Below are 15,610 nucleotides of genomic sequence, written 5' to 3'. Positions count from 1 at the left end.
TTGCTTCAGATTTTTTTGCTTCAGATTCCACGGCGCGGCTCCGATCCTGATGCCAGGACGCATGCAACGTGCCGTCTTGCTCGATTTATTTCCCTTGGTCTGCGCCATGGCTTTCAACGTTGCCCGCCGTGATTGCTGCCGCCCCTATAAATTGTTGAAAAGCGAAAATGCCTCCTTATCCCCTGAAACGACAGTCGACAATCCTCGCCTTGCGTGCGATCGGCCTGACTGGTGCGTATGCGCTTAGTTTGTTATCGGCATCACCAGCGATGGCCCAGTTGACCACCTGGAACGGATCGCAAAGCAGCCAATGGCAAGACGCGCTGAACTGGACGCCGAATACGCTGCCGACCCTTTCGAGCTTTCTCTATATCAATAGCGTGACACCCAATGCTCCTGTCATTGATAACGTCAGCGCACAGGCCGGCACCGTGTTTTTGGGCGCCGTTGGCGGGCCTTCGCTCACCGTGCAAAACGGCGGACAGTTAACCAGCGACTCCGCCATTATTGGCAATTCCAATAATGGTCTGGTTCCCGGCATGGAGCTGGAAAGCGGCACGGCCACGATCACCGGCATCGGTTCGAAATGGACGGCCACGTCGTTCAGCGTAGGCTTTATCGGCACCGGTACGATGACGGTGTCGTCGGGCGCGCAAGCCATTTCGTCACAAACCGCCATGCTGGGCGGCCATCTTGGCGCAGACGGCACGCTTAACATCTCGGGCGCGGGCACCAATTGGCAGTCCGGGCAGATCACGGTGGGCGCTGACGGCAAAGGCACCTTGACGATTTCCGATCAGGCAACGGCCCAAAGCGCCAGCCTGCTGGTGGGGGCCAACACCGGTTCCACTGGCACGGCGCTACTCACCGGCGCCAGTACGACGCTACAGACAACCCAGGACGTCTCGGTTGGCGCGGGCGGCATCGGTACGCTTGAAATCCGGGACGGCGCCACGGTCACCGCCGGCACCCGCACCAGCATTGGCATCAGGAATGGCGGCGTGGGAACGGTGTTGATCTCTGGCGCCGGCAGCCGCTTGTCATCGTTGAATAATTATGTCGCCGTAGGCGGCCAAGACGGGTCCAAGGGCACGCTCGCCGCCAGCAGCGGCGCGGTCGTTGACGCGTACCAAGTCATCGTCGGCTACGAAGCAGGAAGCCAAGGCACCGTGACCGCCGACGGAGCAAATACCAAGCTGAAGACATCGGGCGCGTTCCTGGTGGGCTTTCTGGGCGACGGCACCACCACCCTGACGAACGGCGCCACCATCGAGACCGCCAACCGGGTACGCATCGCCGATTCGGCAGGGTCGACCGGCATCTTGAACATCGGCGCTGCCGCGGGCGATGCCGCCACCGCACCGGGCAACGTGCAGGCCGCGCTGGGCGTGCGCTTTGGCAATGGGGATGGCACGCTGGTGTTCAACCATACCGGCACCGACTACCAGTTCAACAGCTCCATCAATTCCATCAGTCCGGGAATGGGCGCCATCAACGTGCTGGCGGGCAAGACCACCCTGACCGGCGATTCAAGCGGCTTCAGCGGTCAGACTCAAGTGCTGGGCGGCACCCTGGCCGTCAATGGCGTGTTGGGCGGCGCGCTTACCGTGGCCAGCGGCGCAACGCTGCAAGGCGGTGGCCAGGTCGGTACGACCCTGCTGCAAAGCGGCGCCATCCTTGCGCCGGGCCAAGCGGGCACCACCTTGAAAGTGGCCGGTGACCTGACGTTCTCGCCCGGCACGGTTTATCAGGTGACGGCGGATTCGCAATCGTCCGCAAGCTCGCGCGTGGCCGTCACCGGCACGGCGAATCTGGCGGGGTCCGTGGTGCATGTTGGCCCGGACAGCGGCTTTCAGACGCAACGGCAATACACCATCCTGACGGCAGGCGCCGTCAACGGGCAGTTCGGCGCGGTGACCTCGGGTTACGCCTACCTGGACCCGGCCTTGCAATACGACGCCCAGAACGTGGTGCTGCAACTGGGCCGCAAGCAAGTGCCGGTGGACCCGGGGTCGCCCCAAACCCCGGACACGCCCACGCGCCCCATCGCATTCGCCGACGGTGCGCAAACGGGCAACCAACGCGCCGTCGCCAACGCGCTGGACAGCTTGCCGGCCAGCGACGCCCTGCACAATTACATCCTGACGTTGCCGGAAGGCGCGACGGCCGCGGCGTTCAACAGCCTGTCGGGCGAAGCCCACGCGAGCGTTACCTCGACGCTTACCAGTTTGAACACCACCGTGCGCACCGTGCCGTTGTCGCACCTGCGCGCCAACCTGGGCGCGGGCATGGTGCCGGGCGCCCCCACGGCGCAAGCCGGCGGCACGCTGTCGGCGTCGGCACTGCCCTCTTCCGCCGCTCAGCCCGCCTGGGCCGAAGTCATTGGCAACTGGCAGACCCTGAAAGGCAACAGCGATGCCGGACAGGTACGCCAGAACACGGGCGGCGTCTTTGCAGGCGTTGACCATGCCTTGGGCGATGGCTGGCGCCTGGGCGGCGCATTGGGATTCACCGACGGCAATGTGCGCGTGGACGACCGCTCGTCCAAGGCGGACGTTGCCGGCTATACCGCGGCGCTGTTCGGCGGCAAGGTGTTTGAAGCTGGCCCCGGCAAGCTGAACCTGATGGCGGGCGCGTCATACACCTGGCACGACATCTCTACCGAACGCTACGCCAGCGTGGCCGGCGCATCGCAAAAGTTGACGGCCGATTATGGCGCCAGCACCACGCAGCTGTTCGGCGAACTGGGATACGCGCTGCCCGTGTCGGACCGGATCAGTCTTGAGCCCTTTGCCGGCCTGGCATGGAGCGACACGCGCACCCGTGGCTTCTCGGAGTCGGGCGGGTCAGCCGCCCTGCGTGGGCAAAGCAATAGCAACACGCAGACCACCAGCACGCTGGGCTTGCGTGCGCTGACGAACTTTACCGTCGGCCGCACCGAGAGCCGTTTGCAGGCCACGCTGGGCTGGCGCCATGCCTTTGGCGATGTACTGCCGCAAACCACCATGGCGTTCGATGGCGGCCAGGCCTTCACCGTGGCCGGCGCCCCCATCGCCCGCGATGCCGCCTTGGCAGAGCTGGGGGTGGAAGCGGCCCTTACCAAGAACGCCACCATCGGCCTGACCTACAGCGGTCAATTCGGCGGCGGCAGGGGAATTTTTGCGCCCCTGCCACGCGACTTGCGGACGAGCTGAATTTTCCACGCCCGGAGAGTTCATGCCCGCCCCCACCGACGATTCCCCACGGACGTTGACGGTGCTTACCGTCAACACCCATAAAGGATTCACCAGCTTCAACCGGCGCTTCATGCTGCACGACCTGCGTGAAGCCTTGCGCACCGCAGCGCCGGATGTGGTGTTCCTGCAAGAGGTGCTGGGCGAGCACCAGACGCACGCCGAACGGCACCCCCACGCGTGGCCAGCCTTGTCGCAGTACGAGTTCCTGGCGGACACCCTGTGGACGGACTTTGCCTACGGCCGCAATGCCGTGTATCCGGCTGGGCACCATGGCAACGCGATCCTGTCGCGCTACCCCATCGAGCGCTACGAAAACCATGACGTGAGCGTCGACGGCCACGAAGGCCGGGGCTTGCTGCATTGCGTCCTGCGCATACCGGAGTTCGCCACACCCGTACACGCCATCTGCGTGCATTTGGGCTTGCTGGAACGCCATCGCGGGCAGCAATTGAACGATTTGTGCGAACTGGTTGCGCGCGAAGTGCCTGACGGCGAGCCGCTATTGATTGCGGGCGACTTCAACGACTGGCGCCTGAACGCCGACCGCCTGATGCGCGGCTGCGGCACGCAGGAAGTCTTTACGACGCGGCTGGGCCGCCCCGCCCGCACCTTTCCCGCCCGCTGGCCGCTCTTGCGGCTTGACCGCATCTACGTGCGCAACGTGCGCGACTGGCGGCCGGTGCCGCTGGCCTCGCGCGTGTGGTCGCGCTTATCGGACCATGTGCCGATCTCGGCGGAGATTGCGCTATGAACGCCGTGAACCTCGGATGGCGGGAAGGCAACCGCTACACCTTGCTGGAAAACGGCGAGGCGTATTTTCCTGCCGTCAACCGCGCCATTGATGGCGCGCAGAAAGAAGTGCTGGTTGAAACCTTCATTCTGTTCGACGACAAAGTCGGCCAGGCATTGCAGCAGACGCTGATTGCGGCCGCCCAGCGCGGAGTCAGCGTAGACCTGCTGGTGGACGGCTACGGCTCGGACGAGCTGACCCCTGAATTCATCGGCGCCATGACGGACAGCGGCGTGCGCGTACACATATTTGATCCGCGCCCGCGGCTTTTGGGCGTGCGCACCAACGTGTTCCGCCGCATGCACCGCAAGATCGTGGCCGTGGATGGGGTGTGCGCCTTCGTGGGCGGCATCAACTATTCGGCGGACCACCTGCCCGACTTCGGGCCGGAGGCCAAGCAGGACTACGCCATACGGATAGAGGGGCCGCTTGCCGTTGATATCGCCGACTACGCGCGAGCTGCACTGGACCGCCCCCGCCCGCGCCGGTGGCGGCGCACCCCGAAAGACACCATGCCTGAAGGCGACGGCGGCGGCCGGCTGGTGGTGCGCGACAACATCGAGCACACCACCGACATTGAACGCTACTACCGCGCCGGCCTGCGTTCGGCCAAGCAGGATGTGCTGATCGCCAACGCCTATTTCTTTCCCGGATACCGCCTGCTGCGAGAACTGGCCAAGACCGCGCGGCGCGGCGTGCGCGTGCGGCTCTTGCTTCAGGGCGAGCCGGACATGCCGGTGGCCCGCCTGGCCGGCACCATGCTGTACGACTACCTGATGAGCGCGGGCGTGGAGATCCATGAATATTGCAAGCGCCCGTTGCACGGCAAGGTGGCCGTGGTGGATGACGACTGGTCCACCGTGGGTTCCAGCAACCTGGACCCCTTGAGCCTGGCCCTGAACCTGGAAGCGAATGTGGTCGCGCGTGACGCATCGTTGAACCAGGCGTTGCGAGCCAGCCTGGAACACCTGATCGCACACGACTGCAAGCCCGTCCCCGTCAGCCCGCAACCCAAGTGGGCGCTGCGCCGCTTCTGGATCGGGGTGGTGGTGTTCCACTTTCTGCGGCGCTTTCCGGCGTGGGCGGGTTCTTTGCCGGCCCACAAGCCCCGCTTGCGCACCATCGCGCCCGGTACGCCGGGTGAAGGCGAGGCCGCATGAGGGTATTCCGCACAAACTTCATGCGATCGCTGCGCCACCGCTGGCCGCGCATCAAGAAGGTGCTTCCCTGGCTGATTCTGGCCGTGGTGGCGGGCCTGCTGTTCTACTTCGGCCGGTCGGTCGATTGGCCGCAGGTGTGGCAAGCCATGCGCCGCATTCCGGGCGATGCCATCCTCTTGGCCGGAGGCTTCGTGGTGTTGGGCTACCTGAGCTATGGCGCGCTGGATCTGCTGGCCCGCCGCTACACGAAACACAAGCTGCCCTGGCCGACGGTGCTGGGGGTGGCCGTCGTCAGCTATGCACTGAACCAAAGTCTGGGCGTGCTGCTGGGCGGCCTGGGCGCACGCTTGCGCCTGTATGCCCGGCTGGGTTGCCGCAAGGCGTTGGCGACACGGGTGGCGGTGTTCTCGGCGGCGTCCAACTGGATCGGCTACGCCTGGGTAGCGGGCGCGGTGTTTATCAGCGGCGCGCTGCCTGTGCCCCAAGGGTGGGAGGTTGGCACGGGCGTGCTGCGGCTGATTGGCGCGGGGATGCTCGCGGCCGGTATCGCCTATGTGTGGACGTGTGCGCGCGCAACCACGCGATCGGCCACGTTGATGGGCCAGCACATCTCGTTGCCCGGTGGCCGCATGGCCGTCATGCAATGCGTCACGGCGGGCCTGTCGTGGCTGTTCATGGGCGCGGTGGCGTATGTGCTGCTGCAAGGCAAGGTGCCCTACCCGGTGGTGCTGGGCATTTTGCTGTGTTCGAGCTTTGCCGCGGTGCTGACTCGCGTGCCGGGGGGCCTGGGCACGACCGAAGCCATCTTCGTGGCGGTGCTGGCGCCCAAGATCCCGTATTCGGAAGCCCTGGGCGCGGCGCTGGCCTACCGTGCCTGCTACGCGCTGGCCCCGCTGTGTCTGGCCTTGATTGCCTTTCCGCTGATCGAAGCCGGTATCGCGTGGCGTAAGCGGCGCCAGGCACGCCCCTTGCTGACCCCGTCCCCATGAAACCCAAACCGCCTCCCTCCGTCTCCGATCTTGTCGTCGCCTACCCGCGCCGCGCCACCGCGTCGGAGCACGAGATTGCGTCGCAAGAAGCGCTGGCCTCACGGCTGGCCGCCTTGCTGGGCCGCCGCTTCGACCCCCACTTCCGGCCCAGCCGCCACCGGGGCGAGCCCCCGCCCTACTACGTGCCTGACCGCACCATCATTGGGGTGGCGCGCGCCGGCCGGTTGGGCATTACCCGGGCGGCGGACCTGTACGGCGGCGTGGCCCCGCATTCCTTCGTGGCGGGCAAGGCCATTACCCATGGGCTGATCGGGCCGCAGGCCAAAGCGCCCAAAGCCTGGGTCGTCAGCCTGGCCGATGCGCTGCGCGACGTGGTGCTGGCGGGTTACACCGCCTTCACCCCGCAGGATGCCGAAGCCGCCGGGATGGCGCTGCTTAAGCACGGGCCGCTACGGATCAAGCCCGTTGACGCCAACGCCGGACGCGGCCAGATTGTGGCGCGTAACGCCGACGAGTTACGGGCGGGGCTGGCGGAACAATCCGCCGCCATCATGCGCCGGCTGGGGCTGGTGCTGGAAGAAGACTTGAAAGACGTCGTCACCTACAGCGTCGGCTGGGCGCGGGTGGGGAAAATGGAAATTGCCTATGTCGGCACGCAGTCGCTGACGCCTGACAACCAGGGCGTGTCGGTCTATGGCGGGTCGGAGCTGCGCTTGGCGCGTGGCGGGTTCGACGCGTTGCGCGCGTTGGACTTAAGCGAGCATGAGCGCCAGGCCGTCGCCATGGCCTGTCAGTACGACACGGCGGTGTCTACCGCCTACCCGCAACTGTTCGCATCACGCCGCAATTACGACGTGGCGTTTGGCGTGGGCGCCGCAGGCGAACCGCGTGCGGGGGTGCTGGAACAATCGTGGCGGGCCGGTGGCGCCAGCCTGGCCGAACTGGCCGCCATGCAGGCGTTTGCCTTGTCGCCGTCCATGGCGTCGGTGCGCGCCGCCACCCGGGAACGCTATGGCGAAGACGCGCCTCGGCCCATCCCGCAGCATCTGGTCTTTCATGGCGTGGATTCCGCCGTGGGCCATATCAGCAAGTCGGGTGGCGTACTGGAGGATGCCGATGGCGGCGCATAGTGACCCCATCGCGCTGACGGTTGACGGCCAGACCCTGGACGGCACCTTTCTGACACCCGAAGACAAAGTCCCCGGGGTGCTCTTCATCCACGGTTGGGGCGGCAGCCAGGAATTTGATTTATCCCGCGCCAAGGGGATTGCCGCGTTGGGCTGCGTGTGCCTGACCTTCGACCTGCGCGGCCACGCCGCCACCCGCGAACAGCAGATGCAAGTCACCCGCGAAGACAACCTGCGCGATGTCGTGGCGGCGTATGACCGCCTGGCGTCGCATCCGTCGTTGGATTCGGGCTCCGTGGCGGTGGTGGGCAGCAGCTATGGCGGCTATCTGGCCGCGTTGCTCAGCAATGTGAGGCGGGTGCGATGGCTGGCGCTGCACGTGCCGGCGCTATATCTGGATGATGAATGGTTGCTGCCCAAGAACCAGCTGAACCGCGATACGTTGCGCGCCTACCGCAATAGCTATGTGCCGCCGGAGTCCAACCGCGCCTTGAAGGCGTGCGCGGATTTTGGCGGGGATGTGCTGATCGTCGAGGCGGAGCACGACACCTTCATCCCGCACTCCACCATCATGAGCTACCGCTCGGCCTTCCGCCGTTCGCATTCGCTCACGCATCGCATTCTGGACGGCGCCGACCACGCGCTGACGGAAAAATCCGCCCAACGCGCGTACACGTCCATTCTGGTGAACTGGGTAACTGAAATGGTGACCGGCGCGCGGATGGGGAACCCGCGCCCGGTGCCTTGACGCGATGCCCGGACCTGGGTCCGGGCGTCTGGTCTTACCAATAGATGTCTTGCTTGTAGTACGTATGCAGGTCTCGCGCCCACGTCTCGTCCGCCATGCTTGGCCAGTTGTCCTTGTCAAAGCCCGGCGCGTTCTTCAACGTTTCCTTATCGACGTTCAACACGAAGCACTTGCGGTCCGTGTCCAGCGTCAGCGCGGCCCAGGGAATGGCGAACAGCTTGTCGCCAATGCCCAGCACACCGCCGCGCGAGAGCACCGCATAGGCCACACGGCCGCGCGGCACGTCGATCATGATGTCCTTGATTGAGCCCAACTCTTCACCCGCCGAGTTGTAGACGTCATTGCCTTCCAGCGTATCCGCCGCCATGACCTGCGGGCCAGGGCCGCCAGGATTGCTCTTGGGGCCGCCCACGATATTGGTCTGGTTTTCCATGGTCTATCTCCTTTGCCGGGCATCCGCCCTGCGTTGTGGTGGTAGGAATCGTCTTATCCGCAAGCGCCGTGCCACACCGCGCACGGCATCTGCGCCGGCTTAACTGGCCCACCATTGCTTGATCGTGGCGCGTAGCGCGGCCGCCCCGGTGGCGGCGTCTTCCTTGCGCAGCGCGGTCATGTAGGCAGCGAACTGCTTAAGCGAAATATGCGGCGGCATGGGCGGCACCTCGGGGTCGGTGACCACTTCCAGCACGACGGGCCGGCCGGCCGTCAGCGCGCGGTCCCATGCGGGGCCTACCTCGTCCGGCTCGGTGACGCGGATGCCCTCCAGGCCCAGCAGGCGGCCGTAGGCCGCATAGGAAAATTCCGGCAGCCATTGCGAATCCCCAAAGCGCGGGTCGGCGCCCATGACGCGCTGTTCCCAAGTCACCAGATTCAAATCGCCGTTGTTCAGCACCAGCACCACCAGGGTCGGGTTGGCCCAATCCTTCCAGCGGTGCGCGATGGTGATCAGTTCATTGATGCCCAGCATCTGCATGGCGCCGTCGCCCACCAGCGCCACCACCGGCCGCCCCGGGTGCGCCAGCTTGGCCGCCAACGCGTAAGGCACGCCGCACCCCATGCTGGCCAGCCCGCCCGACACCGAACCCATCATGCCTTGGCGCAGATGCACGTCGCGCGCATACCAATTGGCGGCGGAACCGGAATCGCAGGTGACGATGCACTGCGGCGGCAAGCGGCGCGACAGCTCCAGAAACGGCCGCTGCGGGTTCACGCCCTTGGCGTCGACCATGGCGCGCGACACCACGGTTTCACGCCATCGGGCGACCTTTTTTTCGATGCCTTTGAGCCAGCGGTCGGAGGGCTTGGCGCCTAGTTTCGGCAACAAGGCTTGCAAGGTCAGTCGTGCATCGCCGACCAGCCCGGCTTCTACCGGATAACGCAAGCTAAGCCTGCGGCCATCAACATCGATCTGCACCGCTCTAGCCTGGCCTTCCTTAGGTAAAAATTCCGCGTAAGGGAAAGACGTACCCACCATCAGTAAGGTGTCGCACTCGTTCATCATTTCCCAACTGGGCTGCGTGCCCAGCAGGCCGATGGCGCCCGTCACATACGGCAGCTCGTCGGGCAGCACGGCTTTGCCCAGCAAGGCCTTGGCCACGCCCGCGCCCAGCCGCTCGGCTACGGCGCGTACTTCGTCGCTGGCTTCCAATGCGCCGGCCCCCACCAGCATCGCCACGCGTTCGCCGCGGTTCAGAATCGACGCCGCGTTGTCCAGCGCCGCTTCGGGCGGCACGGCGGCATGCGAGGTCAGGCCAATACCGGTGTGCACCGTGCCATGTTCGCGCGGGGGCACTTCCACGGCTTCCAGGTCTTGCACATCGTTGGGGAAAATCAGGCAGGTCACGCCCCGGCGTTCCATGGCGATGCGCATGGCGCGGTCAACCATGTGACGCGCCTGCACGGGTGAGGTCACCATGTGGACGAAGTCATGCGCCACGTCCTTGAACAGGCTGACCAGGTCCACCTCCTGCTGATAATCGCCGCCCAAGGCGCTGCGCGCCTGCTGGCCGACGATGGCCACAACGGGCTGGTGGTCAAGCTTGGCGTCGTACAGGCCATTGAGCAGATGGATGGCGCCGGGGCCGGACGTCGCCAGGCACACGCCAACCTGGCCGGTGAACTTGGCATGCGCGCAGGCCATGAACGCCGCGCCCTCTTCGTGACGCGCCTGGACAAACTCCAGCTCCTTGTTCTTGCCAAACGCGCCAATCAGCCCGTTGATCCCGTCGCCGGGATAGCCGAACACGCGTTGCACGCCCCCATTCGCCCAAGCGGGCCAGGACAAAGTCGGAAACGGTTTTCAAGTTGGGGCTCCTTGGGTGGTTGCGAGTGGTCCCGCACGAGATCTGGCCCGCCGCAATCCCCATGCCTGCGCGCCGCAACGCCTGCCCCCCAACGCCCAATGCTGCGCTGCTCCCAAATTTACAAACACCAGCAACAACGACGCGTAACCCGCCCCGATGCCCCGCAGGGTTTCACCTGATCGGCTCAGGCACGTCACTTGCGCATAAGAAGGCTTACGGAATCGGGCCCCCTTTTTCAGCGGCCCTCCGACTTTCCCCCGGAGCAAGAAGCATGGCGACGACGATACTTATAGTGGCAGCCGAAGCGTTCCCCTTGGCGAAAACGGGCGGTCTGGGCGACGCCATCACTGGCATGGCGCGCGCCTTGATCCAACGCGGCGTACCCGCAACCATCCTGCTGCCCGCCTATCGCGGCGTGGCCAAGCAGTTGGACAGCGCGCATGAAGTCGCGCGGCTGGAAGATTTGCCTGGAGGAGATGCGCGCTTGCTGATCGGGGTATGCCCGACTTCCGAGCTGCCTTTCCTGCTGCTGGAAAACGACGCGCTCTATGACCGCGCCGGTCTCTATGTGGATGAAGATGGCCAGGAACACCCCGACAACGGCCTGCGCTATGCCGCCCTGTCGCACGCCGCGATGCGCATCGCGCGCGGCTTGCCGGGCCTGCCGCGCCCCGATGTGGTGCACGCGCACGATTGGCATGCGGCCTTGGCGCCCATGTTGATCCGTGAGGCCGGCATTGACGACGTCAAAAGCGTGCTGACCATCCACAACCTGGCCTTCCAAGGGCAATTCCCGCTGGAAGACGCCGCCGCGTTTGGCATCCCGCCCGCGTGCCGGGGCGAACACGCCACCGTCGCCTGGAACAAGCTGAACTTCATGAAGGCGGGCATCGGGTACGCCGACCGGGTCACCACCGTCAGCCACACCTACGCCCGCGAAATCCTGACGCCCGACTTCGGCTGCGGTCTGGATGGTTTGCTGCGCGAACGCGCGCCTGACCTGATGGGCATACCGAACGGTATCGACACTGTGCTGTGGGACCCGTCGCGTGACCGGCACCTGGGGTCGCTGCAATATCACTCGGGCGACCTGGCGAACAAACGCCTGTGCAAGACGGTGCTGCAACGCGAATTCGGCTTGCTGCAAGACCCGAACGCGACGCTTGTTGTGATGGGCAGCCGGCTGACCGAACAGAAAATGGCGGACGTGGCCGCCGAGGCCTTGCCGCGTGTGCTGGAAGCGTATCCGGACATGCAGGTCGCCATTCTTGGCCAGGGCGACCGCCGGCTGGAAGGCGCGCTGAAGGCGCTGGCGGTTCAGTACCCGCAGCGCTGCGCGACCCGCATTGGCTACAACGAGGCGGGCGCGCATCGCCTGCATGCGGGCGGCGACATTCTGCTGCACGGCAGCCGCTTTGAGCCCTTTGGCCTGACGCCGCTTTACGCCATGCGCTACGGCACCGTGCCGATCGGCTCGCGCGTGGGCGGCATGGCCGACACCATCGAAGACCCGGGCGCCGACACCCCGCTGACCGCCATGGCGTTTGCCAACGGCTTGCTGTTTGACGGCGACCACGTCGACGCCATGGCCAACGCGCTGTCGCGCGCGATGCACCTGCGCAAGCATCCGATGCTGTGGCGGGCCATGCAGCGCAATGCCATGAGCACCGATTTCAGTTGGCAACGCGCCGTGGGGGCTTACGAGGAACTGCTGGCGTCACTGGTTTCCCGCGAAGACGCCGCCCAAGAGCAAGGCGAAGCACTTAGCCAACGACACGGCCAGGCACGCGGTCAAGCGCAAGGTAAAGAAATCGATGCCGCCACGCCGGCCGCTGAACCCGCCCGCAACCGGCGAACGCGTCAGGCGCGCGGCTCAATGATGCCGGTTTAAGACAAACCCAAAGGCGAACCCAAAAGGCAAACCCCGCATGGCTACCCGCCCCAACCTTCCAACGCCCGCCCTGCTGCGCATCTGCCATGCGCAGCAGGGTTTTGCGCGCTTACCTGTTGCCGCCGCCGGCTTGGATGGCGGCGCAGGCAGCAGCACCACGCAGGAAGCCCGGCTGGCGCGCATCCAGCAGGCGGGGTTTAACGCCGTGCTGATTCCGCCCCCGTGGTTGCGAGCGGCCGATGCGCAAACGCTGGCGCCGGTTGATGCCGACTTGAGCGCAACGCAAACCCGCACGGAACCTATCGTCGCCACCTACGAGCGGCTGGCGCAGGCGGCTTCCGCCCACGGCCTGGCGCTATTCGTGCGGGTGGCGTTTGACCGGGTGTCGGTAGACGCCGCCGCCTCGACCGCGCCATCTGGCTGGTATCAGGCGCGCGACGACGACCCGGCGCGTGACCCCCGCTTGCCCAGCCGCGAGTGGGGCGTGAAGACGCTGCGCACACCGCCCCCGGATGGCTTTGCAGATGCGTGGTCGCGCCGCCTGAACGCCTGGGCCGACGCGGGCGTGTCGGGCTTTTTGTTCGAAGCGCCGCACTGCCTGCCCGCCGCCACCTGGCAAGCGATGCTGACGCCGCTGCGCGAACGGGCCACGCCTGCACGCGGCCTGGCGTGGACGCCGGGCTTGACCGTCGAGCAGCTGGCCGCTTTGTACGGCGCAGGGTTTGACGCGGGATTTTCCTCACTGGCGTGGTGGGACTACAAGGCCGACTGGCTAGCGAACGAGGCGCGCCGGCTGAGCCGGCTTGGGCCTTTTCTGGCCAGCGCGTCGCCTTTGGACGCCGATCATTCCGCGCCCGCCGACCGCCGCCGCGCCTGGGCCGCCGCCTTTACCGCCACAGGCTGGATGGCGAACGAGTCCGACATGGATGCGCTGGCCGACACGCCGGACGTCAACCGCTGGTTGGATGAATCCGACCCGCTCACGTCATTGCCCCGCCTGCTGGGCGGGCGCGACGGCCGCGCAACGCTGATCTTGCGCAACGCCCAGAACGGCGCAACAGACACCACCGATGCAACCGGCATTCTGGCGCTGAACCCGTCCGCCACCGCGCCCGCCCATATCGATTGGGACGCCGCCGCGCCCAGCTTGCCGCCCGGCGACATCCTGCCGCAGCGCGTGACGGATGCGCCGGCGCTCGCCAGCGCCACCTTGCCCCCGGCCGATTGCGCGCTGCTGACGATAAGCCCCATGCCGCCTGTGCGCGAGGCATCGCGCCACCCCGGCCCGCGTACCGAAGGCGGCGCCGGCCTGCGCATCGCGATTGAGAACGTGTCGCCCGCCGTGAATGAGGGCGCGCTGCCCATCAAGTGCGTGGTGCATGAACGCATCGTCGTGCAGGCCGACCTGCTGATGGACGGCCACGACCGGATCGCAGGCGAACTCCGTTGGCGCGCCGCTGACGAATCAGGCTGGAGCCGGGTGCCGCTTGCGCTTGTCACCAATGACCGCTGGCAAGCCAGCTTTCGCCCGCGCCGCATTGGCCCGCACGAGTTCCAGGTGGCGGCATGGTTCGAGGTCTGGGAAACCTATCGCCATGACATCGAAGTCAAACATCACGCCGGCGTGGACGTGCGCCTGGAGGTGGTTGAAGGCGTGTTGCTGCTGCGCGAGGCCGAGAAGCGCGCGGGCAAGGGTTCCGATGCGGGAGGCAGCGTGGCGGTCATCAAGCGTGCGCTGGCCGCGCTGCCCAAGGCCAAGCCCAATGCCAAAACCGGCGTCACGCTGGGAGACTCCCCGCCCACCGACGACCAGATCGCCCACTTGCTTAGCCCCGAACTGGCCCGCGCCATGCGCGAGCTGGACGCGCACGCCTTTGAATCCGTCACGCCCGAGCCGTTCCCCGTGTGGGTGGACCGCCCCGAAGCCTGCCACAGCGCCTGGTACGAGCTGTTTCCGCGTTCGCAAGCGCGCGAGCCCGGCCGCCACGGCACCTTTGATGACGTCATTGAACGCCTGCCCGACATCCGGGAAATGGGTTTTGACGTGCTGTACCTGCCGCCCATCCATCCCATCGGCCTGCGCAACCGCAAGGGGCCGAACAATAGTTTGATTGCAGGCCCCGACGATGTGGGCAGCCCTTATGCCATCGGTTCGGCCGATGGCGGGCACGACGCCATCGAGCCCAAGCTGGGCAGCTTGCAGGACTTTCTGCGTCTGGTGCGCGCGGCCGACGACCACGGTATGGAGATGGCGCTGGACTTTGCCATCCAGTGCTCGCCTGACCACCCCTGGCTGGCCGAGCACCCCGACTGGTTCTCGTGGCGGCCCGATGGCTCGCTGCGCTATGCCGAGAACCCGCCGAAGAAGTATCAGGACATCGTGAATGTTTCGTTCTACGGTTCGCCGCCCCGCCGCGCCCGCAAGCTTGCGCTATGGCGCGCGCTGCGCGACGTGGTGCTGTTCTGGGTGGACCAGGGCGTCCGCATTTTCCGGGTCGACAACCCCCACACCAAGCCGCTGCCCTTCTGGCAATGGCTGATCGCCGAAGTGCATGGGCAGCACCCGGATGTGCTGTTCCTGTCCGAAGCCTTCACCCGGCCCAAGATGATGTACCGGCTGGCCAAGGTGGGGTTCACGCAGTCGTACACGTACTTCACCTGGCGTAATGAGCGCGCCGAGCTGCAAGCGTATCTGGAAGAAATTTCCCAGCCGCCGCCGGCCGACTTCTTCCGTCCGCATTTCTTCGTGAACACGCCTGACATCAACCCCGTGTTCCTGCAAACGTCGGGCCGGCCGGGCTTTTTGATTCGTGCGGCGTTGGCAGCGACGGGGTCGGGGCTGTGGGGCCTGTACAGCGGTTTCGAGCTCTGCGAAGCCGCGCCGGTGCCAGGCAAAGAGGAATACCTGGATTCCGAAAAGTACGAACTGCGCCCGCGCGACTGGCATCAGCCCGGCAATATCCGCGCCGAAATCACGCGCCTGAATCACATCCGCCATGCCAACCCGGCGCTGCAAACCCACCGCGGGCTGACCGCCATCGGCAGTGGCAACGACCGCGTGCTGGCCTTTGTGAAAGCCACGCCGGGGCTGGGTAATGTGGTGCTGACGGTGATCAGCCTGGACCCCTTCCACCCGCAGACCGCGCACGTGGACGCGCCCTTCTGGCTGTTTGGCGAAGGCCCCGGCGCAGCATTCGACGAAACCCACCAAACCCACCAAACCCGCGAACCCCGCCCCGATCACCTGGAAGCCGAAGACCTGCTGACGGACACCCGCGACACCTGGCGCGATGCGACGCGCGCGGTGGCCTTGTCCCCCGATCAACCCTATCGCATCTGGCGGCTGTCGCTGCATGGCTGATGCCG

At 66.0% G+C, this 15,610-nt stretch carries 9 protein-coding genes and 1 pseudogene; 8 read left to right on the top strand and 2 right to left on the bottom strand.

The window, feature by feature from the left end; translation table 11 throughout:
* The first annotated feature begins 269 nt into the window (after positions 1-269).
* From AC1DB0_RS27705 to AC1DB0_RS27680, 6 genes are read left to right on the top strand one after another with little or no spacing between them, the layout of a single operon-like run.
* On the top strand, positions 270-3,194 hold the full coding sequence (locus tag AC1DB0_RS27705; protein ID WP_476758793.1) for an autotransporter family protein: 2,925 nt from the start codon (positions 270-272) through the stop codon (positions 3,192-3,194).
* Positions 3,195-3,216: 22 nt separating this feature from the next.
* Positions 3,217-3,987 (top strand): endonuclease/exonuclease/phosphatase family protein, encoded by a 771-nt coding sequence (locus AC1DB0_RS27700; protein ID WP_054426782.1) that lies wholly within the window; start codon positions 3,217-3,219, stop codon positions 3,985-3,987.
* Positions 3,984-5,186: a cardiolipin synthase ClsB gene (clsB, locus tag AC1DB0_RS27695; RefSeq protein ID WP_082387216.1), complete on the top strand. Its 1,203-nt coding sequence runs from the start codon at positions 3,984-3,986 to the stop codon at positions 5,184-5,186. Before AC1DB0_RS27700 ends, clsB begins: the two co-directional genes overlap by 4 nt.
* A gap of 20 nt (positions 5,187-5,206) precedes the next feature.
* On the top strand, positions 5,207-6,175 hold the full coding sequence (locus tag AC1DB0_RS27690; protein WP_447981713.1) for a lysylphosphatidylglycerol synthase domain-containing protein: 969 nt from the start codon (positions 5,207-5,209) through the stop codon (positions 6,173-6,175).
* On the top strand, positions 6,172-7,305 hold the full coding sequence (locus AC1DB0_RS27685; RefSeq protein WP_476758384.1) for a DUF3182 family protein: 1,134 nt from the start codon (positions 6,172-6,174) through the stop codon (positions 7,303-7,305). The genes AC1DB0_RS27690 and AC1DB0_RS27685 overlap by 4 nt, the downstream gene beginning before the upstream one ends.
* Positions 7,292-8,050, top strand: a complete 759-nt coding sequence (locus AC1DB0_RS27680) for an alpha/beta hydrolase family protein (protein ID WP_175168733.1) — start codon at positions 7,292-7,294, stop codon at positions 8,048-8,050. Before AC1DB0_RS27685 ends, AC1DB0_RS27680 begins: the two co-directional genes overlap by 14 nt.
* Before the next feature lie 34 nt (positions 8,051-8,084).
* Here AC1DB0_RS27680 and AC1DB0_RS27675 read toward each other — a convergent pair whose 3' ends face one another.
* Both AC1DB0_RS27675 and AC1DB0_RS27670 read right to left on the bottom strand, forming a co-directional pair.
* A complete protein-coding gene (locus AC1DB0_RS27675; RefSeq protein ID WP_054426786.1) occupies positions 8,085-8,483 on the bottom strand; it encodes a PRC-barrel domain-containing protein in 399 nt (132 codons plus the stop codon).
* A 99-nt stretch (positions 8,484-8,582) separates the two neighbouring features.
* A pseudogene (locus tag AC1DB0_RS27670) lies at positions 8,583-10,353 on the bottom strand (thiamine pyrophosphate-requiring protein).
* Between the two features lie 271 nt (positions 10,354-10,624).
* Here AC1DB0_RS27670 and glgA point away from each other — a divergent pair.
* Together glgA and AC1DB0_RS27660 are read left to right on the top strand one after the other, a co-directional pair.
* A complete protein-coding gene (gene glgA, locus AC1DB0_RS27665) occupies positions 10,625-12,244 on the top strand; it encodes a glycogen synthase GlgA (protein ID WP_476758383.1) in 1,620 nt (539 codons plus the stop codon).
* 37 nt (positions 12,245-12,281) lie between these two features.
* Positions 12,282-15,605 (top strand): maltotransferase domain-containing protein, encoded by a 3,324-nt coding sequence (locus tag AC1DB0_RS27660; protein ID WP_476758382.1) that lies wholly within the window; start codon positions 12,282-12,284, stop codon positions 15,603-15,605.
* Positions 15,606-15,610 lie beyond the last annotated feature (5 nt).

The sequence above is a fragment of the Achromobacter sp. 10T422 genome (genome assembly GCF_056394065.1).
Note: the sequence above shows the minus strand (reverse complement) of the source record. Positions and strands in the feature narration are given on the sequence as shown.

Bases quoted from the DNA above. Each gene is read 5' to 3' on its own strand.
- AC1DB0_RS27705 (WP_476758793.1), top strand. From the start codon at position 270: ATGGCCCAGTTGACCACCTGGAACGGATCGCAAAGCAGCCAATGGCAA.
- AC1DB0_RS27700 (WP_054426782.1), top strand. From the start codon at position 3,217: ATGCCCGCCCCCACCGACGATTCCCCACGGACGTTGACGGTGCTTACC.
- clsB (WP_082387216.1), top strand. From the start codon at position 3,984: ATGAACGCCGTGAACCTCGGATGGCGGGAAGGCAACCGCTACACCTTG.
- AC1DB0_RS27690 (WP_447981713.1), top strand. From the start codon at position 5,207: ATGCGATCGCTGCGCCACCGCTGGCCGCGCATCAAGAAGGTGCTTCCC.
- AC1DB0_RS27685 (WP_476758384.1), top strand. From the start codon at position 6,172: ATGAAACCCAAACCGCCTCCCTCCGTCTCCGATCTTGTCGTCGCCTAC.
- AC1DB0_RS27680 (WP_175168733.1), top strand. From the start codon at position 7,292: ATGGCGGCGCATAGTGACCCCATCGCGCTGACGGTTGACGGCCAGACC.
- AC1DB0_RS27675 (WP_054426786.1), bottom strand. From the start codon at position 8,483: ATGGAAAACCAGACCAATATCGTGGGCGGCCCCAAGAGCAATCCTGGC.
- glgA (WP_476758383.1), top strand. From the start codon at position 10,625: ATGGCGACGACGATACTTATAGTGGCAGCCGAAGCGTTCCCCTTGGCG.
- AC1DB0_RS27660 (WP_476758382.1), top strand. From the start codon at position 12,282: ATGGCTACCCGCCCCAACCTTCCAACGCCCGCCCTGCTGCGCATCTGC.